Here is a 19,310-nt window from a genome sequence, read left to right on the forward strand (position 1 = left end):
CCCCAGCCCCTTGGGCTTGTCCGCCCACAAAGTCCCCGGCAGCAACGACGCCGAGTCCTCCGCCATCAGGAAGGTGCCCACCTCCCAGCCCCCTGCGGACGCGGGCGGCGGCGCCAGGAAGGACTGCGGGTTGAGCAGCGACTCCTCTGTCTCTCCCTCAGCGCGCCGCTGGGTGAGCTTGAGCAGGGTGTAGCCTCGATTCGCCTCCTCGGAGGTCTCCACCGGGACCTCGGCGGCGGACACCACGTGCACCTCGTACTCCCGCACCGGGTCCTCGAAGGCGCGCGGGTCCCCCAGCGTCTCCCCGTTCAAGCGCTGCCAGGCACCGGGGACCTGGACGAAATACTCCACCGTGGGCGGCTCGCTCGAAGTGATGATCCGCTTCCCCATCTGCCGCGCCACCGGCACCACCACCGGCCGGGCCAGCACCGCCTGCGCCAGGGCCAGCTCGCCGACGCTCCGGTCCAACCCCACCTTCTTCCCGTCCACGGAGGTGACGCGCCGGTAGTAGCGCCGCTGTCCGTCCGACACGGTGACGATGTCCCCCGCGAGCAGGCCCCGCGGCTCCACCGCCAGCCGCAGCATCAACCCCACCGCGCCGCCCGTCCGCAGCGGCCCCTGGACCGGCAACCGCTCCTTGGGGCGGACATGCACGCGCGTGCGCCCGAGGGTGAAGACGTTGCTCGGGAGCGTGGGGGTCACCCGCAGGGTCGTGGTCCCCGCCTCCTGGAGGACGCTGTCCACCACGAAGGCCACGCACCGCCCATCCACCTCGCTCTCGAGGACGACGGGCTCCCCCGCGTTGATGCCGGAGAGGCTCCCCTCCAACACCAGCTTCTTCGTGGAGTGTCCCAGCGCGTCCGGACTCACCCCATGCCCCGCGGGCCGGAGCAGGTTGAGCTCCGCGTCCACGTCCAGGTCGTCGAGCGACTCGAACGTGACAGGCGCGCCCCCGTCCGGCGGCGAGTGCCGCACCGCGAAGCCTCGCCCCAGCCGTCCCCGCGTCCCCGCCTTCGCGTGCACCACCAGCGGAGTGAAGGCCGACGCGGGAGGCGACGGGTGGTAGTCGATCATCTCCACCAGCCGGCGCAGGCTCTCCCACTGGGTCGCCGTCCCCAGGTAGCCCTCGTTGGCATAGGCGTCCACGTGCTCGGTGAGGACGTGCGTCGCACGCGCCAGGGCGCGGGCAATCTCCCAACCCCAGTCCGGCACGGAGGCACGCGGGGCCTCGTACTGGGCCAGCAGCCGCGCCTGCCGCTCGGACTCGCTCTCCGAAACCGGAGCCTGCATCCCGGGCCAGCGGACGGACGCCTCCGGCCGGTTGAAGCGCTCGTCCAATCGCGCGCGGAGCTCCTCGAGCAGCGTGGCCGCGTTGGCGTCCACGTAGCGGATGCGCCGCAACCCCGCCCGGTTCCACCGGGTGATGTCCGATGACTTGCTCACCCTCGCCTCCCGCCCCGCAGGTTCAACGTGTACGAGCCCCGCTCCGGATGGGCCGGGTCGTTGTCACACGTGGCCAGCTCGATGCCTTGGAGGAGGATGCGGCCGGTGGCCACCTGGTCCAGGTAGCGCGCGCCGAAACGCTTGAGCTGATCCAACTGCACCGTCTCCACACCCTCCAGCGCGGTGAGCGTCTGGATGAGGTCACTGGCGTTGACGTCCTCGCCGAAGCGCAGCCGGCCCGGCTCGAAGAACCCTCCCGGGCCGCGCCCGAGGGCCTGCTCCACCGCGGAGCGGACCTCGGACTGGAAGTAGTCCGGCCCCACCTGGACGGTGAACGCCAGCTGGATGCCCACCGGCACCGCGTCCTGGAGCTGCACCTCCTGGCCAATCATCCGGTACGTCTCCACGTAGCCGCCCAGCAACGTGCGCAGGGAGGTGTCCGGCCAGTGCGGCGCATCCAGCCCCCGCTCGATGTGGAAGCGCTCCACGCGCTTGCGCAGGTCCGCGGGCGTGGTGGCCGCCGCGCTCGTGCCCTCCACGGCATCCAGCACCCGGTCATTCCCCCCGATGATGGCCACCCGCACGACGGTCCACGAGCCGCCCCACTCCAGCGAGGCCTGCGCGTGGCGGACCAGCGGGTGCTCCTCCAACATCCCGCCGTAGTCCTCCACCGTCACCATGCGCCGCTGGACGTGCAGCTCGCGAGGCCCCGCGCGCCGCGCCGCCTCCATCAGGAAGGGGTTCGCCGCCCAGGCCTGCTCCAGCTCCGCCCTCGCCCCCTCCCCATCCGCCGCCGGGTTGGTGCGGATGTCTCCCGCGGCGAAGGCCATGCGCTCCGCGTCGTAGCCGATGAGCCGCGACAGCCGCCGCACGGACTCCGGCCGGCGCGCGGTCTCCAGGAAGGACTCGGCGGCGACCCGGTCCGCCATGTCCGACAGCTGGTCGAGCACCGCCGACAGCACCTCCACCAGGACGACCTCGATGTCCGCCGCCGTCCAGCGCTGGCGCTCCGGGATGCGCGCCGCCAGCTCCTCCATCATGAAGCGGCGGAAGCCGTCGAAGTCGCGCACCTGCCAGTCGAAGTCGTTGCCCACGTCGGGGAGCGGCCGGGGCAGTCCCCGCACCACGCGGCGGCCACACCCCGGCAGCCCGGGCTCGAAGAGGATTCCAGGGACGGGCGTGTCAGCCACCGACGCCTCCCACCGCGAAGAGCTGCTGCTGGGGAACACCCAGCGTGGTGAGGCGGTAGCGCACGACGAGTTGGAGCTTCTCGTCCTCGCCCGTCACCTCCAGCTCCAGGCTGCCCGGGTCCACCTCTCCGCGCAGCGCGTCCGCCAGCGCCGCCTGCATGCGCCGCCGCGTCACGTCCCACAGCGGCGTGCCGTTGGGTTCGAACACCAGCATCTTCGCCCCACCCCCGAAGTCCGGGCGGAACACCCGCTCCCCGGGCGTGGTGAAGAGGACCTGCTCGATCTGCTCCCGCACGTGCTGGCCGCGCCGGCTGATGGCCGGCCCCTGCGCCTCCACGCGGAACGGGAAGGCCAGGCACGGTGGGTCCCCCAGGCGCTGACGCTGATCGAATGGCTCGCTCATCCCTCGTCCCTTTCCCTCACTTCGTCATCACCGACGTCGACAGCGTGCTCATCTCGCCCTGGGGGATGGGCGGCGACGTGGGGCCCCCCGGCGCCGACGAGGTGTGCACGTGCGTGGCGAACAGGGTGAGGAAGCTCTGCCCCTTGATGACGGGCTCCCCGCCACTGCCGCCCAAAAGCACCTGCGTCCCCTCCACCACCACCTGCTGGCCCTTCACCTTCACCCCCGAGGACGCGGTCTCGATGGTGTTGCCGTGCGAGTCCTCCACCCGCACGCCGCTGGAGGACAGGACGAGCGAGTTGCCGTGGCTGTCCTCGACGCGCAGCTCCTCGCCCTCCGCGTCCAGCACCACCGTGGCGCCCTTGGCGTCCGTCAGCGCCACCGTCCCCTTCGGGTCGATGCTCAGCTGAGCCCCCTTCGGGTGGTGGAGCAGCACCGCCTCCTCGTCCTTCGCGTCGTCGAACCGCAACACGTGGCCCGCGGGCGTGCGGAGCAGGCGCGTGGTGGGAGGCGTCTTCGCCGCGTCCTCCGGCACGTCCTCCTTCTTCTGCCAGAACGTCCCCGTCCAGATGGGCCTGCGCAGGTCCCCCTCCTCGAACTCCACCCACACCTGGGCATCCACCTCCGGAATGGCGAACCAGCCATGTCCCGCGGCGCCACCGAAGGGCACGCAGGGCAGCGCCCAGGGCGAGGACTCGGAGCCCAGCACCGACGGCACCCTCAACTTGAGGCGCCCCAATCCGTCCGGGTCCTGGTTGTCCGCGACGAAGCCCCGGTACTTGCCGAAGTACTTGTCGCGCGTATGCCGGATGAGCTCCGTGAGCAGCTCTGGCGTCACAGGAGACCTCCCAGCACGTTGAGCGCCCCGCCCCCGAGGTTGTCCCCATAGGCATTGCGCAAGAGGCGCAGCCCCTGCCGGTAACCGTCGTGTGAGAAGACATGCGTGACGGCGTCCACGTAGTAGATGCCGCCCAGCCACTCACCGACGCCGTCCACGCCCACGGGCTGGCCCACCTTGAGGACATGACCGTAGGCCGTGCCGTCCAGCTCCCCTTCCGCGCGCACGCGCAGGGAGAAGTCGTTCACCTTGCGCCGGGCCCGGGCGAGCAGCTCCTCCTCGTCCACGGCCCCCTCGCGGGTGAGCAGCCACGTGAAGTCGCGCCCCTCTTGGCCACCGTGCGCCTGCTGGGTGCCGAGCAGCGGGAGGTCCGGCGTCACCTCCTGCCGGCGTGGCTCTGCGCCCGACAAGGGGGCCAGGTCCACCGCCACCGTGTTCGGGCGGTGCCCGTCCGTGGTGACGCTCAACGCGCGGCAGTGCGTGTCCAGGCCCGCGTAGACGCGGATGGTCGGTTGGGGCTCGGCGTCCAGCCGCATGGGGCCGAAGTAGATGACGCCTCCCCGGACCAGCAGCTCGTACCCGTTGGCCTCGGCCCGGGCACGCAGGAACCGGATGTCGGTGGAGTCCTGCGGCACCACCAATCCGCTCAGGCCGGCGCCGCTGGTGGGGTCCACCACCAGGCCGTGGCGCGCGGCGATCTCCGCCAGCAGCACGCCGTCCGACGTCGGGACCTCCGCGCCCCACACGCGCCGCACGTGCTCGCGGTCCATCGCCAGCGATTCGTCCTGGCAGGACACCGTGACGCGGGCGGTGCCCATGTCCTCGGGATAGTCCGCGCGCACCTCGCGCACGAAGCCCCGCAGCACCTCCTCGGTGTGCTGACCGAAGCGGGCCTCGATGAGGATGGGCTCCCAGGGGGCCAGGACCTCCGCGTCCTGCACCGTCCAGCGCCCGCTCTCGTCGCGGCGCGTGTCGAAGACGAGCGTCGCCACGCCGACCCGGTCGCGGCTCACCTCCACCCTGGCTTCGCGGAGGAACGGATAGAGCGAGGTGATGGGACGGCCTCGCACCTCGATGGCGCACTCGACGGGTTCCCGGAAGCGCTCGCTGAACAGGTCGGCCAGCATGGCGCTATTCCGTGGCCCGGGGGATGAGGATGACCTGGCCCACGAAGCTGTCGAGCGTCAGGTCGCCGCCGAAGAGGAAGCCCGGGTTGGCGTCCAGGATGCGCCACCACAGCCTCGCGTCGTTGTAGTAGTGGCGCGCCAGCAGATCCAGGCGCTCACCGGAGCGGACCACGTGCTCCAACACGCCGGTGGCCGGGCCGATGGCGCGAGGCCTCACGCCGCGGAACACCTCCCCCAACACCGGGTCCTCGTCGAAGGCACGGGCCTTCGCATACCGCGAGTCACGCGGGAACATCACAGCACCCCCTTGAGCAGGTCCGCGGTGAGCCGGCCGCTGTTGACCGCCGCGCCCACGAGCTGACGGGCCTTCTCCCGCAGGTAGAACGGGTTGTTGCCCTCGATGACCTGCAACGTGAGCGACACCGTCGCCCGGTAGGCCACCAGCGAGGGCAGGAAGTTCGTCTCCTCCACCCGGACGGACGTCAGGAACACGGGCAGCACCTGGCCACCCCAGACGAACAGCAGCACCGACGCGAACTGCTCGCGCTGGAAGGCCCGCTCCGACCCGAGCCCCAGGCTGGCCAGCAGCTGAAGCCCTCCCGGCCCCTGCGACTTCGGCTCGACCAGCGTGCGCAGCGTGTCCAGCTCCGGCTGGATGCCCAGCGTGGCGGCCACCGCGTCGCCTTCGTGCATGCGGTCGGTGGCGTCCAGGAGGATCTCCAGCGTGAACGACTCCGGCTCGACCGACACGCCCTGTGCCACGCGGGGCGTCTCCGTGGGCAGCGCGAAGTCGTAGGCCCCGCGCAACCCTGGCGTCCCCGGCGTGCGCAAGGTGAGCGTGCGCGTGCGCGAGAGCGTGCGCGGATTGAAGTCGAACACCAGCGCCAGGGGAGGCACGGACAGGCCGTACTCCACCAGCGCGCCCCGGCTCACCCTCACCATCCACGGCCTCCTTCCTCTTCGACCCGGCCAGTCTCCACCGCGCCCCTGACATGGGTGACGAGCGCGTGGGCGATGCGCGAGGCCACCTCCCCATCCGGCAGCGACAGGTCCACGTGCAGCGACAGGTTCGCGAAAGGCACGTGGTGCGTGCCCTCACTCACCACGTGCACGCGAGACAGCTCGCGCGCGACGAGCCGGACGAGCGTGTCCGCGCGGCGCTCGAAGCCCGCTGGCAGCCGCAGGTGCAACGCGTCGATGGTCAGCATGGCGCCAGCTCCTTGGGCAGGTGCTTGCGCAAGGGCCCCAGCTCCGAGGCGGACACGTCGCGCCCCTCCTTGCCCAGCTCGCGCCACACCGCGAGCGCGAGCTCCCGCATGCCGATGGGGGTCCCCGCGCCCGCGGCGAGATAGGCCGCGTGCAGCGCGGCGTTGCGGATGCCGCCACCGGACAGGCTCACCGCCGCGCCCAGCACCTCCGGGTCCACCTCCGGCGACAGCGGCGCACGCGGCGGCAGCAGCCCCCGCCACAACCTCGCCTGCGCGCGGGCGTCCGGCCGGGGGAACTCCACCACCATCTGGAAACGCCGGGCGAACGCCGGGTCCAGGTTGCCCTTGAGGTTGGTGGTGAGGATGCACGGCCCCGTGTGTTGCTCGATTCGCGCCAGCAGGTGGCTCACCTCCTGGTTGGCGTACCGGTCGCGGGCCTCGCGCACCTCGCCACGGCGGCCGAAGAGGCTGTCCGCCTCGTCGAAGAGGAGGATGACGTCGCGCCCGTGGGCCGCGTCGAAGAGCTTGCTGACGTTCTTCTCCGTCTCCCCGATGTACTTGCTGACGAGCGCGCCCAGGTCCACGCGGTGCAGCTCCCAGCCCATCGTCGTGGCGAGCACCGAGGCGGCGAACGTCTTCCCCGTCCCGGACGGGCCGGAGAACAACGCCACGGGGCCTCCCATCGCGCGGCCGCCCCATTGCTCCACCACCGTCTCGCGATGCTGGAGCCACAACAGGAACTCCCGCAGGAGCGCCAGCTTCGCCTCCGGCAGCACCAGCTCCTCCCAGCGCGCCGTGCCCGGCACCCGCAACGCGCCCGGGAGCGACAGGGGCGGCTCCGGGGCTCCGAGCAGGCGCGGCGTGAGGCCACGGCTCGGCCGGATGGGCGAGTAGGGGCCTCCCTCGTCGCGCTCCAGCAACCCCAGGCGCCGCAGGGGCGCGTCCTCGGACAACACCGACGACAACCTCGCGCCGTCCGCGGGCTGCAAGGCGAGCAGCTCCTGGATGAGCGCCGCCGTGGGGTACACCGGCTGCGTCGCGCCAGGCTGGAGCTGCTGGAAGAGCCAGCCGACGCGAGGCTCCATCTCGGGCGCCACCGCGCAGGCCAGCACGTCGTACTCGACGGGAGCGAGCTGGCTCGCGCGGAGCAGGCGCCACGCCGAGCCATCCTCCCGGGCCACCCGCACCCGCGCCTGGGCCTCGCGCAGCCGCTCCAGCACCGCGTCCTCCAACGACGCGCCCTGGCGCAGCCGCGACAGGCACTGCCCCAGCAACTCCACCCGCTCCACCTCCGCCCGCAGGGGTTCCGTGCTCATGCGCCACCTCCATGCAAGGTGACGAAGACGGGGTTGCCCCGCGCCTCGAGCTCCACGCCCTCCGGCCCGTCCGCGGCGCGCCGGTAGCGGCGCACGGCGTAGAGCACGGCCTGTCCCGCATGGTCCGAGAAGGGCAGCGGCACCGACACACGCGACTCTGCGGGCGGCTGCTCCGGGTCCACCTCCAGCACGGCCGGCGTCATGTCGACCGCCGTGTCCACCGTGCGCCACCCCAGGGTCTGGTCCCAGACGTCCCACCGGAAGTGCACGCTCGCCCCGGCCGCTCCGGCCACCACGACCTCTGGCGTGAAGCCCGCCAGCTCCGGGCTGCCCACCTCGAACACCAGGCTCTGCGTGCAGGTCCCCGCGCGCACGAAGCCAACCTGCGGCGCCCAGTCCTCCAACCGCGGGTCCACCCTCAACCGCGCCAGGGGCGGCGTCCAGGCTGGCACCGCCGGCACCGGCCCGCGTTGCGTCCGCGGCTGTACGTGGGCCCCCACGGACACCACGCGAGGCGCCTCGCGCGTGCGCGTGCGCGGCACCACCGGAACGAGCGCCACCTCGTAGGCCACGGACGGCCGGTAGACGACGTCCTTCTGCGTGGACCAGAGGCGGTTGATGTCATCCAGGCTCAGCGGCTGGAAGATGAGCTGCAAGCGGACCACCTCGCCGGAGGCGTCCAGCGCGTCCATGACGGGCTTCTCGTGGAAGAAGCGGATGACCTCGCCCAGCAGGCGCAGGTCGTTCTCCCCCGCGCTCACCGTGTCCTCGGCGGCGGCGAACGCCGTCACCAGGCAGTGCACGCGCAGGAACCAGGTCTGACCGGGCAGCACGTCCGCGCCCATGGGCGGTGGCTCGAAGCGGTGGAAGAACAGGTTGACCCGGTGGTCCGTGTCACCCGTGGCGGGCGCGGCGGCGGCGGGCGTGCCGATGGGCACGCGGACCGTCTGCCCCTGCAGGCGGAAGCTCTCGCGAACGAAGTCCGCCAGCGAGCGGCAGGCCACGGAGACCGAGGATTCAGGCAGGGCCATCTCAGGCGTTCCGGAGGTAGTGACGGTTGAGCAAGTCCGAGCCCTGGCCCGGAATCGCGGAGGAAGACGCGGGCGCGGGCGCCGGCGCGGTGATGACCACGTGCACCTCGCCGATGTGCACACGGGGCTCCTGGAGCTCGCGCCGCGGCAGCAACGCCGGAGCGGCCCCTCGCGCGGCCTCCCCTGGCGGCAACGCCGGAGCGGCCTCCCCTGGCGGCGGAGCCTGTCGCGCGACGTCCCGGGGAACCGCCCGCGCCTCGCCCTCGGCGGAGGACGCGCCCGGCACCGGGCGCGGGGCACGAGCTGGAGTCTCGGACGCGGTGGACCCGGACGAAGCGGACCCGGGCACGGCCCGTCCCTTCGGCGCTGGGGCTTCTTGTACGAAGGCCCCCGGTGCCGCCGGCCCCGAGGACCGGCCAGGCGCGGCCTCCTGGGACGCGGGCATCGATGGCCCCCGAGCCTCCGGAACACGCGGAGGCACGGACGGCACGAAGGCGGGAGGGGTGGCGGACCCCTGTGGCTTTCTCCTGAGCAGGCCTGTCGCAGCCAGAGGCGGAACGGAGGGGAGCTCGGTGTCCTGGGACCTGCCTTCTTCCAACCCCGCTCCACGAAGAAGCGGCGTCAGTCCGGTCACGCCGTCAGGCACCTCGAACCCACCCGCCCCACGTGACTTCACCAGGACCGGGTCGGGTAGAACATCAAGGCTGTCGGGGTCCTCGCCGGTCGCCCGGTCCGGTTCCCCACCAGCCTCCACTGGAACTCGGACGGCACCTGCCAGGATGCCGCCCTGCCCCTGAGGGACCACTGCGCTAGCCACCTTTCCCAGACCTCGACTTCCGTTTCCGGAGTCAGGCCTGGCCTCCCAGTCATGGTCCGCGGACCGGGGGGCGGGCTCTCCGCCCCACGCCGGTGGTGCTTCCCCGACGACCTCGGACACAGGTGTGTCCTCCCACTCTTCCAGCGGTGCCTCGGGCACCCGGTGCGGGAGCGCATCGGCAAGGATGTCAGCCAGAAACCCCATCGCGGACTCCAAAGTCGTTTCACGTCGTCACACCCGCGCCCCGTTCCACGAGACGCAGGTACCGCCGCCGCCGGTGCCTCGGGAGCGCGAGGATGTCCCGCTCGCTCCAGTGGTACGCCGACGCCAGCGTGTGGACCTCCTCCAGCAACACCTCCGGGTCCATGGACAGGCACCCATACGGATCCACCTCCACCTCCCGCACGCCCCCGCATGCGGCACAGGGCGCCCGGACCCGCGTCACCACCGCTGGAGACACCGCCTCCAGTGCCTCGTCGATGCGCTGCACGTCCGCGGCATCCAGCCGCGTCACGTCCCACGTGGAGGCGTCCAACGGCTCCGCGCAGCGCGCCAGCAACGCGTGCGCATCCATCCGCCCTTCCTCCACGACGGCCTCCTGGTCCGCGCCCGCGGGCACGCGGACCCGGACCCGCCCCTGCCCCGTCTCCACCTCCGCGAAGGGGAAGCCCTCCCCCGCCTGCTTCACCGGCAAGCGCGACACCGGCAGCTCGAAGTCGAACCGCTCGCCGCACGCGCCGCACACCACCGTGTGCCACGACCGCTCCAGGCCGAGCAGCCGCTCCAGTCCTCGCATCAGGAACTGGCGATCCGCGACACACAGCTCACCGGCGAGCACCCCGTCCACCGGAGCACCGCCCACGTGCTCCAGCGCCGCCGCCAACACCCGCGAGACCTTGCGCGGCAGCGACCCGCGCCCCCGCGCCAGCTCCGAGAGCTCCAGCTCGAGGACTCCGTCCGGTTCGCGGAAGGAGAACTGTCGCCGGAGCGCTCCGGCGCGGAGGAGTCCACCTGGCAGCAGCATCAGGTCTCCGCGGGCTCGGGCACGCTCGTGTCACGCTGCCAGCCCTCATGCTGGAGCGTGAGCGTCTGGATGCCCACCGTGTTCATCGCCTGCGAGTCCAGGTCCGGCAGCGCCTGGTACTCCGACACCCAGGCCCGGAGGATCTTGTAGGAGATGGCCACCTGCCCCTGCATGTTGAGGACGTTGATCACCAGGTCCTTGCGGAAGTTCTTCAAGGACATCGCCGCGTCACCCTCGACGTTGTTCACCAGGGCGGCCCAGGCCTCGAACACGGGGTCATGCGTCAGCCCCTGCTCCAGGGTGATGGGGTCGTAGCTGGTGCCTCCCGGCAGGATGCGCTCGTGCGACGGGTCTCCCCCCGTGCGCCACTTGATGGCCTCCGTCTTCTTCTTCAGGGCGCCCATCTTCTTGAGCCCGGCCACCGGACGGCCGTCGATGAGCAGTTGGAACTTGAAGGTCCGGTACGGGTCGTGCCGGTGCGTGTTCACCGTGAACATTGGTGCGGCCATGTCTCATCACCTCGGTCGTGGACCTATTGCTGGAGCTTCTGCTGGATGCGGACGATGACGAACTCGGCGGCCTTGAGCGGCGCGAACCCGACGACGACGATGACCTGCCCCCGGTCGATGTCCCCCTGGGTCATGGTGTCGCCCAGACCGCAGCGGACGAAGTACGCGTCGGAGGCCTTCTCGCCCTGGAAGGCACCGGCCCGGAACAGGCCGTCCATGAACGAGCCGATGTTGGTGCGCAGCGCCGCGTGCAACCGGTGGTCATTGGGCTCGAACACCGCCCACTGGATGCCGTTGTAGACGCTCTGCTCGATGAGGATGGCCGTGCGGCGCACGGACACGTAGCGCCACTCCGGGTCCACCTTGGTGGCCAGCGTGCGAGCCCCCCAGAGGACCGAGCCGAAGTTCGGCAGCGCGCGCAGCGCGTTGACGCCCAGCGGGTTGAGCTGGTCCTGCACGCCGTCATCCACACCGAACTCCAGGCCCGCCACGCCCGTCAGCCCCGTCTCCACGCCCGCGGGCGCCTTCCACACGCCCCGGCGCGCGTCGACGCGCGACCACATGCCCGCCGCGAACGCCGAGGGCGCCACCTTCACCGTGGGGCTCTTCGTGCCCGGCGACTCCGCCTTGTAGAAGGGGTTGGCCACCTTCACCCAGGGGTAGTAGGCGACGGCATAGGTGGACGTCGGCAGCTTGAGCTGGTCCACGCGCGAGGCCGACGTCAGCTCGAAGCCAGGCTCCGGGTCGACGATGAGCACCCGGTTGCGCATCTCCTCGCAGTGCGCGAGCGCCGCGGCGACGGCGCCGTTGCCCGCGCCGGTGCTCGGCAGAGAGTTGCCCGGCAGCACCACCGTGGTGATGTCGCGGATCTTCCTCAGCGCGCCACCGAAGACGGCCTGGAAGTCCTCCGGGCGGGGCGCGTTGGCCGCCCCGCCCGCGAGCTTCGCCGTCGAGCTGGCCTCCACCGACGCGGGCGTCAGCATCACGGCGCCGTGTGCCGCGGTGGGGCTGGAGGCCGGGTCCAGCTTCATCGCCTTGGCGAGCGTGGGGCCCGAGCCCGTGTCGTAGACCTCCACGGAGGCGTACGACGACTTCGGCGACGAGAGCACGAACTGGCGCGTGGCCGTTTCGTAGGTGCAGGTGAAGTCCTTGAAGGGCGCGTCCGTGCCGGAGATGCCTCGCACCGCCTGCTGGATGGCGGCGGCCACCTTGTCCGCGTCCGCGGCCGCGTCCGTCCCGCCGAGCGCCAGGGGCGTCTTCAGGACCGTGAAGTTGCGCGTGCCCAGCGCGTCCAGGTTGATGCTGAACGACAGCTCCTCCGGGAGGCCGAAGGTGGTGAAGTAGTTGGCGGGAACCGCCGTCGCGTGGAGCGCCGCGCCCGTCAGCTTGCCGAAGTCGGCCAGGTCCTTCACGGTGCCGTTGGCGAACTCGAGCCGCACCGGCGAGGAGTCGCCGTTGACCACCGAGAGCGCGTAGCTCGGTGAGCGCTCGTTCATGGACAGGTTCGGGAAGGACAGGTCCGCCTTGAAGCGTTGCAGCCCGTCCACCAGCTCCATGTGGCCCACTTCGAGCGTGAAGGCCGGCGCCGCCGTGGAGGCCGAGCGCACCACGCGATGGTGGAGGCCGTTGCCCCAGGCTCCAGGGCTGGTGGCGCTCAACTTGAGCACCGGGTCCGGCGACACATCCGCGTTGTTCAGCGTCGCGGTGGCCGCCACGGCCCCCGTGGGGTCCGCCACGCGGGCGACATACGCGTCCTTGCCACCGTTCTGATAGTAGGCCAGCACCGCGAAACCCATCACATCTTGCTCACTGCTGATGGCCCCGAAGGTGCGCTCGTACTCCTCCAGACTGTGCACGAGCACCGGTGTGCCCAGAGGACCCCGCGTCGCCGCGCCCACGAAGGCAGCCAGCGACGTGGCGACTCCTTCGATAGGCTTTGCACCGCTCGGAATCTCCTCCAGGTAGACACCTGGATGCAGATAGGTCGCCATGCCACCTCTCCTTGAAATGAATATCAGACGCCCGACCCATCAGGTCATGACGCGATTCGAGCGGCGCGACTGGCGCCGGGTCCGTGTGTCGTTGAGGCTTATACCTGGGGGGACTGACATGTGACTCTCACCGCCCCCGCCAAACCATCAACTATACGTACCGGCATTTATGCCTTGGCTATTTCGCGGCGATTTTCCCAAGCCCCGTCGAGGTCTGTCTTTCGACCTGGCGCCAGGGTTTGAATCAAGCTGGATTCATCCGGTGATTTCGTGCCACCCGCCGGAACCACGACCGAACACCAGCCCGGGCCCCTCCCCCAGGAAGAAGACGGCGCGGCCGAGCGCGTTGAAGAAATCCATGCCGGTCGCGCCCACGCCCGACGACTCCAGGTCCCCCTGGTTCGCCTCGACCCACCGGAAGGGCGAACCGCCCGACACCAACTCGATGGCCGAGACGGGACATGCGAGTGCCTTGGAGATGGCGATGACGCGTGCTTCGTCGAAAACGCCCGGGTGACGCAGCTCAACGAAGGAAGTCTTCGTGCTCGGTGTCCGTCCCGCGCGCCACCGTCCACCCGGGGCGAGCCGTCCGGCCACGGCGCTCCAGTCCGACGCCTCGACATTCGACAACACCAGGAGGCTCTCGGGTGGCAGGGTCTCCAGCACATAGTCCGTGGCGGGAGGCGACACCTCCCAGTGTCCCTCTTCGAGGACTTCTCCCACGTGCAAGAGGGAGCCCACGGAGTTGCAGAAGTTACCGAAGCGCTCCTCGTACACGCTCTCCAGGGAGGCGCCACCGAGGAGCAGGTGGAGCGAAGGACCGCCCAGCGCGATGAGCGGACTGCTGGCTTCCTCGAGGGCCACCTCCATTGTGCGCCCGGAGAAGAAGCTGGCGAGCCCCTCTCGAGACAGGGAGTCATACAGGTCCATGCCCACCACCACGCCATCCACCACCGAGGACAGCGCCCGGAAGAAGTCGAGGTCCCAGCGCTCGGAGGGCCCGTCCTGGAGGGTCAACGCAGTGCCGCCTCTCGCGGTGGCGCGGATCACCCGCCAGGAGAACCGCCAGGGGCCGCTCGAGGAGGATGGCCCGGCCCCGTGACGCCACTGCCGCGAGTGGATGGTCCTGCCAGTCTTCGCCAGGGCCTCCGCGAGCCGGGCCGCGGCCTCGGCGGTCCCCACGCCCGGCGCAAAAGCTTTGATGAAGAGTCCCGCCATCACTGCTCCTTGAAGACGTGCGTCGTCCTGAAGACGTACGTTCCGTTCACGAACTCGACCCGAAGTACCCCATCGGTACATTGGATTTCGATGAGCTTGATGATCTGATTCTCGAAGACGTCCCCCACCGGCCGGGGGTCCTTCGTGTGCGACTTCAAGGGGCCGCCCCAGCCGGCCTTGACGTCCTTCATCTCCTTGCCATCCGGCTTGATGTAGACCTCCACATGGTTGAATCCAGCATTTCGCGCCTTCACCAGGGCTTTCATGGCCTGGCCTCGCGAGGCGGAGTCCTCGGCGGTCGACGGGAGATACTTGAGCTGCATGGCGCGTGGCGGTGAGCCGATGGTGCCGTCGATGCCCGGAAAGGATTTCCCCCCGGCGTCGCTGTCGAAGAGGACGACTGTCTCCTTCGAGCGCGCCTGGATTTCGGAGGCTTGCTGGATCTCGAAATCTTTCATCCTGGCCTCCTCAGTCCCCGAAATAATTCGGACGCCCTTTTCAGTACGTTCATGCGGCAGGTTGGGACGGAGAGGATCTCTCACCAGGTTGGCGACATGCCGGTGGGCCTGCTCCGTCAGGGCCATTGAGTCCGCCACGGAATCGACGAAGCCCCTCACGACGGATTCCTTCAATCCCTTCCCACCACTGGTGTCCAAGGACTTCTCGAGATCGCGGCCGCGGCCCACCTCACGATCCGCCCAGAGGTCGAACGCGGCCACTTCGTCTCCCGAGAACCACTGGCGCGCGGCCTTCTCGCGGTCCCCTATCTGCCTGCGGGCCTTCCCGCCGCCCGTCGTCACGGAGGTCGTGAACGGTGCCGTGCTCCCCGAGGCCGGCGGAACCAGGGTCACGAGATCCGCGGGCGACGAAGACGCCTGTTTCACGGACGCGGAGAGTTCGCTCAGGCGAAGCTCCAGCAACCGGGGCGTCGTGCTGTGTATCGCGGCGTCCTGGACCCAGGCCTCGACCCCCGTCATCCGGCCCTGGTGCTGGAGGAGCGCCGCCTGGTCGATGATCCTCGTGACGATCGACAGATTCCCATCCTTCTCAAGCACGGTCCGGAGGGTCGCCAGCTCCGCCTTCACCGTGGAGAGCGTGGTCGCGGTCGCCGCATGGTACTCCGCGGCCACATAGCCACGCCCGGCCTCCAGGGAGTCGACGAGCCGCTCGTAATGTTCGAGCTGGACCTCCAGCTCCGCGATGTCCCGCTGGACGGACTCCTTCTCACGGGCCAGCGCCGAGTCCTCTTTGTCTCCGACCCTCTGGATGCGTTCGTCGATGCCCGCGTGGAGGGACTCCAGCTCGCTGATGATGCGGTTCAGCTTGCGCACCTCCAGCCGGGACTCGAAGCCGAGCGTGCCGTAGCCGGGGATGCGCGTGAGGGCCTGGACGAGCCGGCTCAGCAACTGACGGATGTGGCCGATGGGCCCCTCGTAGCGGCGCAGGAGCCGCGCCGTCTCCACATGCGTGCGGATCTGGTGAGGCCCCGCTTCGGGTCCCACTTCGATCTGGACCCGGCCCTTGCGGTAGCGAACCCGCGTGGAGCGCCCCTTCAACTCCGGGGGCCCCAGCTCCACCACGGCCACCTTGCCCTGGAGGTCACCCAGCTCGAGCTCCAGCGCCGTGACGCGTTCGCTCTTCGCGGGCTGCCGCGCCGTCGGCCCCGCGGCATCCACGGGCAGCGGCCCTTCGTCGCCGGGCGCACGGGCCTCATGTGCCTCACGTGAGACCGGCTCCAGGACCTCGTCCGGCGTGGAGACCCGAGGCTCCCCCTCCGCCGGTCGCGTGGAGAGACCGTCCTCGGAGTCCGCGGCACGAGGCGAGCTGCCCGCGTCGGACGGGTGGAGCATCTGCACCGCCGAGCCCGCCGTCATCAACCCTGAACGGACCGCGCCGAGGATGGCCTCCGCCCGCCGCGCCGCCAGCTGGCCCGGACTGAGCTGCCCCTGCAACTTCTCCAACTCCGCCAGCTCCATCTCGAGTTGGTACGGAATGATGATGACCGTCGCGCCGAGCTGGGTGACGCCGTAGATGTGGAGGAGTCCCTGCAGCCGCTCCACGCGCTTCGCCCAGCGGGGCGCGTTGCGCAGTGCCGACAGCGCGGGAGCCGCCACCCCCGCCACGCCGCCGACGATGGCCGAGACGTCCATGAGGGTCTGGAAGTCCCACTTGAGCGCGCCCGCCGAGTGCCGCCGGGACAGGCTGTCCACCGCGACGATGGCCCCCGCCACGCCGCCGACCAGTCCGACCGCCAGGCCCGCGGGGCCGGTGAGGAACAGGCCCGCGATCTCCGCCACGGTGGCCAGGTCCGTCAGGCGCTGCATCACCCGGCCGCGCGTGCCCGGGGCGCTGCGCATGCGAGGCTCCAGCCCCAAGGGGCCGCCCGCCGCGTCCTCCAGCGCTTTCGGCAACCGGAGGGCCAGCGTGCCGCGCCCGTAGCCGTTGTTCTCCCGGAAGTCGACGAACGCCTTGCGCACCGCCTCCGCATGGCCCTTCGTCCCCGCCTGACTGCTGCGCCCCTCGAAGACGTAGCGGTCCTTCGGAGAGGGCGCCGTGACGTCCGCCAGCAGGTAGTGACGCGCTCCCTCGCGCGAGCCCTCCGCCTCGCCCAGCATCATGACGAGTTCGTGGGCCTGACCGTTCTCCTCGGAGACCAGCGTCACGGCCGGCCGGAAGTTGGCCCCCGGGATGCGCGCGCCCACCTTGCCGATGAGCTGGAGCCGCTGGCCCACCTGCTCCTTCTGCTGGGCGAGTTGCTGCTGGTACTCCTCCAGCGGGATGCCCTGCAGCTCGAGCTGCGCATCCAGTAATCGCGACGCCGGTGTCCGCGAGTCCCTGGCGACGCTCCCCTTGCGATCCGCGGCGAGCTGGTTCGCCACCGCGATGCGCTCCTCGAGCGCCGTGCGCGCATCGCCGCCCAGCTCCGCCACGCTGGCGGTCTCCACCCGTCGCAGGGCCACGATCTGGGCGTCGAGCCCGTCGCGCTCCTCCCCCGTGGCCTGGTCGCGCAGCGCCTCCAGTCGCCGGATCTTCGCGAGGTTCTGGTCGTTCACCTGCGTCGCGCGCCGGTTCACGTCCATCACCTTGACGACGACCGCGGCCACGCTGGAGGCGCGACGGACGGGCGAGTCGTCGTCGAACTGGGGCGAAGCGACGCAGCGGACCAGGAACTCGCCCTCGCGGTCCCACCCCACGCCCTGCTCGCTCCGAGGCGTGGTGACCAGGTCGATGTAGCTGCTGATGCTCGCCTTCCCGAAGCGCACCACGTTGCTCAGCCCCACCACTCCCAACCACGCGGAGCGCGCGGGCCAGGTGGCCACCACGGACAGCGCCGAACCGGACGTGGCGTCGTCCACGTCCGCCGCCGTGTCCTCCGCGATGTCCTCCATCTTCCGCCCGAAGTCGCGAGCGATGGAGTCCGTGCGCGACAGCTGGTTGTCGGAACTCAAGGCCGCGTTCCGCATGTCGCCCCGGCTCTCGGGCTGCATGTCCGTGACGTCGAAGATGTCCCAGAAGTACGTGATGGGCTGCATCCGCGCGCCCACCTGGTCCAGGGTCGTCGAGCCCGCGGACGCGTAATCCAGCGTCATCTCGAAGCGACTGCTCGAGCCGGTGACGGTGATCTCCTGGCCGTAATTGACGACCTTCGAGGGGTACGGCAGCGTGTTGGCGACATTCCGGGCGCCCGCCAGCCGAGGCACGTCCGCGGGCAATGCGCCGCCCACGAACTGGCCGTCCTTGCCCGTGAATCCCGTCTGCTTCGCCCCCTTCGCGACCTGCGTGCTGTTGGCCGCGTCGCGGGACTCGCGCAGCTCCTCGGTGGCCTCTTCCACGCGCGACTGGAGCGCCTCCTCCGTCTCGCCGTCCGACAGGGGCAGGACCTTGCAGACCCCGTCCGCCCAGACGTTGAGGAAGGGGCCACGCTCGTCGGACCACACCACCAACCGATCCGGAACGCCCTTCCCCTCTCCGCCAGGAGTGGAAGTCCCCTCGTCCCCCTCCTTCGTGGCGACGCTCCGGGCGATGCGCTCGCGCACCTTCGCGACGAGCCGCTCGGCGTTCGCGGCATCCCCCGCACTCGAGTCGTCCGCGGGCTTCGTCTCGGGAATGCCCACCAGCGCCACCAACGACCCCACCGAGGCGACCTCCGCCTGGAAGCGCTTCGCCTCCGCCGGTTGGAGCCAGTGGGTCAGGAAGGCCGTCTCGTCCTTCTCGAAGGACCAGGGCGCCCACCAACGCTCGTTCTTCTGCTCGACCAGGCGCACCAGCGCCGACTCCATGGCCAGGTAGTACCCCGTCGCCCAGATGACCGCGTCCGGTCGCATGGCGAACGTGCCCTTGCGCTTCCCGTTCGCATCGAGCCAGAGGATGTCCTGCCCGGAGACGATGAGGTGCGTCAGGTCCGCCACCAGATGGCGCTGCGTCGGGTCCAGCGCATTGGAGACGGCTTCCCGCCCCTCCGCCACCATCTGCCTGTTGGTGCGCGCAGTGGGACGCACGGGCACGACGTCCGCTTCCGGCCCGGCGTCCAGGTTCATGCTCACGTCGCGCATCACCGCGCCGGCGCTGGGCGTGAGCCGGGGAACCGGCATGCCGCGCACCGCGAGCGAGGCGGCCCGCTCCGCCTCCACCTCGGCCGGGTGCGTGGGCGTGGACACGGACTCCGGAAAGGCCGCCAGCCCGCTCACGCCGGCCGAGCGCTGCTGCACCACATGCGCCAGCTCATGCGCGATGAGGCGCTCTCCCGCAGGAACACCGGGGAGGTAGTTCCCCGCGCCGAAGACGATGTCCGTCCCCACCGCGAAGGCCCGTGCACCGAGCGCCCGCGCCGCGGCCCCCGCCTCGGGTGAGGTGTGCACGCGCACGTCGCCAAAGCCCGCGCCGAAGGCGGCCTCCATCGAGTGGCGCGTGGCGGGCGCCAGGGTCTGCCCGGTGGCGAGGATGTCCCGCACCTTCGCCCGCTCGGACTCCAGGTCCTGCCGCGAATCGAAGCGAGGGCCCACGGACGATGTGGACGGGGCATGCACCGCTTCCCGAGTGGTTTGCGCCTTCACGCCTGACATGAAGCAACATCCCCCTGACATTCGCGTGCTTCACTCGAGTCAATGCTTCCGCGGTGCTGCCCCCTGGCGGAAACCCAACCACAGTACCGCACCGGTTCGTCGAGACTCCAGGTTGGCCGCAATCAGACTACC

16 protein-coding genes are annotated in these 19,310 nt (G+C 70.6%); all 16 read right to left on the reverse strand.

Features of this window, described 5'->3' with window-relative positions; translation table 11 throughout:
• On the reverse strand, positions 1–1,443 hold a 1,443-nt coding region (locus D7Y15_RS27650; RefSeq protein WP_199745991.1), incomplete at its 3' end, for a hypothetical protein.
• On the reverse strand, positions 1,440–2,633 hold the full coding sequence (locus D7Y15_RS27655) for a hypothetical protein (RefSeq protein ID WP_121754448.1): 1,194 nt from the start codon (positions 2,631–2,633) through the stop codon (positions 1,440–1,442). The genes D7Y15_RS27655 and D7Y15_RS27650, both read right to left, overlap by 4 nt.
• Entirely contained in the window at positions 2,626–3,036 is a 411-nt protein-coding gene (locus D7Y15_RS27660) for a GPW/gp25 family protein (RefSeq protein WP_014394733.1), read from the reverse strand. The genes D7Y15_RS27655 and D7Y15_RS27660 overlap by 8 nt, the downstream gene beginning before the upstream one ends.
• A 16-nt stretch (positions 3,037–3,052) precedes the next feature.
• Positions 3,053–3,874 carry a phage baseplate assembly protein V gene (locus D7Y15_RS27665; protein WP_121754449.1) on the reverse strand — a complete coding sequence of 274 codons (822 nt, stop codon included), beginning with the start codon at positions 3,872–3,874 and terminating at the stop codon, positions 3,053–3,055.
• Entirely contained in the window at positions 3,871–5,001 is a 1,131-nt protein-coding gene (locus D7Y15_RS27670) for a phage late control D family protein (RefSeq protein WP_120580999.1), read from the reverse strand. Before D7Y15_RS27670 ends, D7Y15_RS27665 begins: the two co-directional genes overlap by 4 nt.
• A 4-nt stretch (positions 5,002–5,005) precedes the next feature.
• The gene (locus D7Y15_RS27675; RefSeq protein WP_120616579.1) at positions 5,006–5,296 is read right to left on the reverse strand and encodes a LysM peptidoglycan-binding domain-containing protein; all 291 of its coding nucleotides are present in this window, start codon (positions 5,294–5,296) and stop codon (positions 5,006–5,008) included.
• Entirely contained in the window at positions 5,296–5,943 is a 648-nt protein-coding gene (locus D7Y15_RS27680) for a hypothetical protein (protein WP_014394729.1), read from the reverse strand. Before D7Y15_RS27680 ends, D7Y15_RS27675 begins: the two co-directional genes overlap by 1 nt.
• Positions 5,937–6,209 carry a hypothetical protein gene (locus D7Y15_RS27685; RefSeq protein ID WP_121754450.1) on the reverse strand — a complete coding sequence of 91 codons (273 nt, stop codon included), beginning with the start codon at positions 6,207–6,209 and terminating at the stop codon, positions 5,937–5,939. Before D7Y15_RS27685 ends, D7Y15_RS27680 begins: the two co-directional genes overlap by 7 nt.
• Complete coding sequence (locus D7Y15_RS27690; protein ID WP_121754451.1) at positions 6,203–7,525, reverse strand: ATP-binding protein; 1,323 nt, start codon at positions 7,523–7,525, stop codon at positions 6,203–6,205. The genes D7Y15_RS27685 and D7Y15_RS27690 overlap by 7 nt, the downstream gene beginning before the upstream one ends.
• Complete coding sequence (locus D7Y15_RS27695) at positions 7,522–8,556, reverse strand: DUF4255 domain-containing protein (RefSeq protein ID WP_121754452.1); 1,035 nt, start codon at positions 8,554–8,556, stop codon at positions 7,522–7,524. Before D7Y15_RS27695 ends, D7Y15_RS27690 begins: the two co-directional genes overlap by 4 nt.
• 1 nt (position 8,557) lies before the next feature.
• Positions 8,558–8,905 carry a hypothetical protein gene (locus D7Y15_RS44290; RefSeq protein WP_148712887.1) on the reverse strand — a complete coding sequence of 116 codons (348 nt, stop codon included), beginning with the start codon at positions 8,903–8,905 and terminating at the stop codon, positions 8,558–8,560.
• Between the two features lie 691 nt (positions 8,906–9,596).
• Complete coding sequence (locus D7Y15_RS27700; RefSeq protein ID WP_121754453.1) at positions 9,597–10,397, reverse strand: hypothetical protein; 801 nt, start codon at positions 10,395–10,397, stop codon at positions 9,597–9,599.
• Positions 10,397–10,906 (reverse strand): phage tail protein, encoded by a 510-nt coding sequence (locus tag D7Y15_RS27705; protein ID WP_121754454.1) that lies wholly within the window; start codon positions 10,904–10,906, stop codon positions 10,397–10,399. The genes D7Y15_RS27700 and D7Y15_RS27705 overlap by 1 nt, the downstream gene beginning before the upstream one ends.
• 23 nt (positions 10,907–10,929) lie before the next feature.
• Positions 10,930–12,897 carry a phage tail sheath C-terminal domain-containing protein gene (locus D7Y15_RS27710; RefSeq protein WP_121754455.1) on the reverse strand — a complete coding sequence of 656 codons (1,968 nt, stop codon included), beginning with the start codon at positions 12,895–12,897 and terminating at the stop codon, positions 10,930–10,932.
• A gap of 255 nt (positions 12,898–13,152) precedes the next feature.
• Positions 13,153–14,115, reverse strand: a complete 963-nt coding sequence (locus D7Y15_RS27715) for a hypothetical protein (RefSeq protein WP_120575085.1) — start codon at positions 14,113–14,115, stop codon at positions 13,153–13,155.
• Positions 14,115–19,178 carry a DUF4157 domain-containing protein gene (locus tag D7Y15_RS27720; RefSeq protein WP_158629125.1) on the reverse strand — a complete coding sequence of 1,688 codons (5,064 nt, stop codon included), beginning with the start codon at positions 19,176–19,178 and terminating at the stop codon, positions 14,115–14,117. The genes D7Y15_RS27715 and D7Y15_RS27720 overlap by 1 nt, the downstream gene beginning before the upstream one ends.
• Positions 19,179–19,310: the final 132 nt, after the last annotated feature.

The sequence above is a fragment of the Corallococcus sp. AB030 genome, from assembly GCF_003668965.1.
Taxonomy (GTDB): domain Bacteria; phylum Myxococcota; class Myxococcia; order Myxococcales; family Myxococcaceae; genus Corallococcus; species Corallococcus exiguus.

What these genes read in the sequence shown, in the direction of transcription:
- D7Y15_RS27715 (WP_120575085.1), bottom strand. Translation starts at nt 14,115, where the DNA reads ATGGCGGGACTCTTCATCAAAGCTTTTGCGCCGGGCGTGGGGACCGCC.
- D7Y15_RS27675 (WP_120616579.1), bottom strand. Translation starts at nt 5,296, where the DNA reads ATGTTCCCGCGTGACTCGCGGTATGCGAAGGCCCGTGCCTTCGACGAG.
- D7Y15_RS27690 (WP_121754451.1), bottom strand. Translation starts at nt 7,525, where the DNA reads ATGAGCACGGAACCCCTGCGGGCGGAGGTGGAGCGGGTGGAGTTGCTG.
- D7Y15_RS27680 (WP_014394729.1), bottom strand. Translation starts at nt 5,943, where the DNA reads ATGGTGAGGGTGAGCCGGGGCGCGCTGGTGGAGTACGGCCTGTCCGTG.
- D7Y15_RS27660 (WP_014394733.1), bottom strand. Translation starts at nt 3,036, where the DNA reads ATGAGCGAGCCATTCGATCAGCGTCAGCGCCTGGGGGACCCACCGTGC.
- D7Y15_RS27700 (WP_121754453.1), bottom strand. Translation starts at nt 10,397, where the DNA reads ATGCTGCTGCCAGGTGGACTCCTCCGCGCCGGAGCGCTCCGGCGACAG.
- D7Y15_RS27695 (WP_121754452.1), bottom strand. Translation starts at nt 8,556, where the DNA reads ATGGCCCTGCCTGAATCCTCGGTCTCCGTGGCCTGCCGCTCGCTGGCG.
- D7Y15_RS27685 (WP_121754450.1), bottom strand. Translation starts at nt 6,209, where the DNA reads ATGCTGACCATCGACGCGTTGCACCTGCGGCTGCCAGCGGGCTTCGAG.
- D7Y15_RS27670 (WP_120580999.1), bottom strand. Translation starts at nt 5,001, where the DNA reads ATGCTGGCCGACCTGTTCAGCGAGCGCTTCCGGGAACCCGTCGAGTGC.
- D7Y15_RS27720 (WP_158629125.1), bottom strand. Translation starts at nt 19,178, where the DNA reads ATGTCAGGCGTGAAGGCGCAAACCACTCGGGAAGCGGTGCATGCCCCG.
- D7Y15_RS27710 (WP_121754455.1), bottom strand. Translation starts at nt 12,897, where the DNA reads ATGGCGACCTATCTGCATCCAGGTGTCTACCTGGAGGAGATTCCGAGC.
- D7Y15_RS27705 (WP_121754454.1), bottom strand. Translation starts at nt 10,906, where the DNA reads ATGGCCGCACCAATGTTCACGGTGAACACGCACCGGCACGACCCGTAC.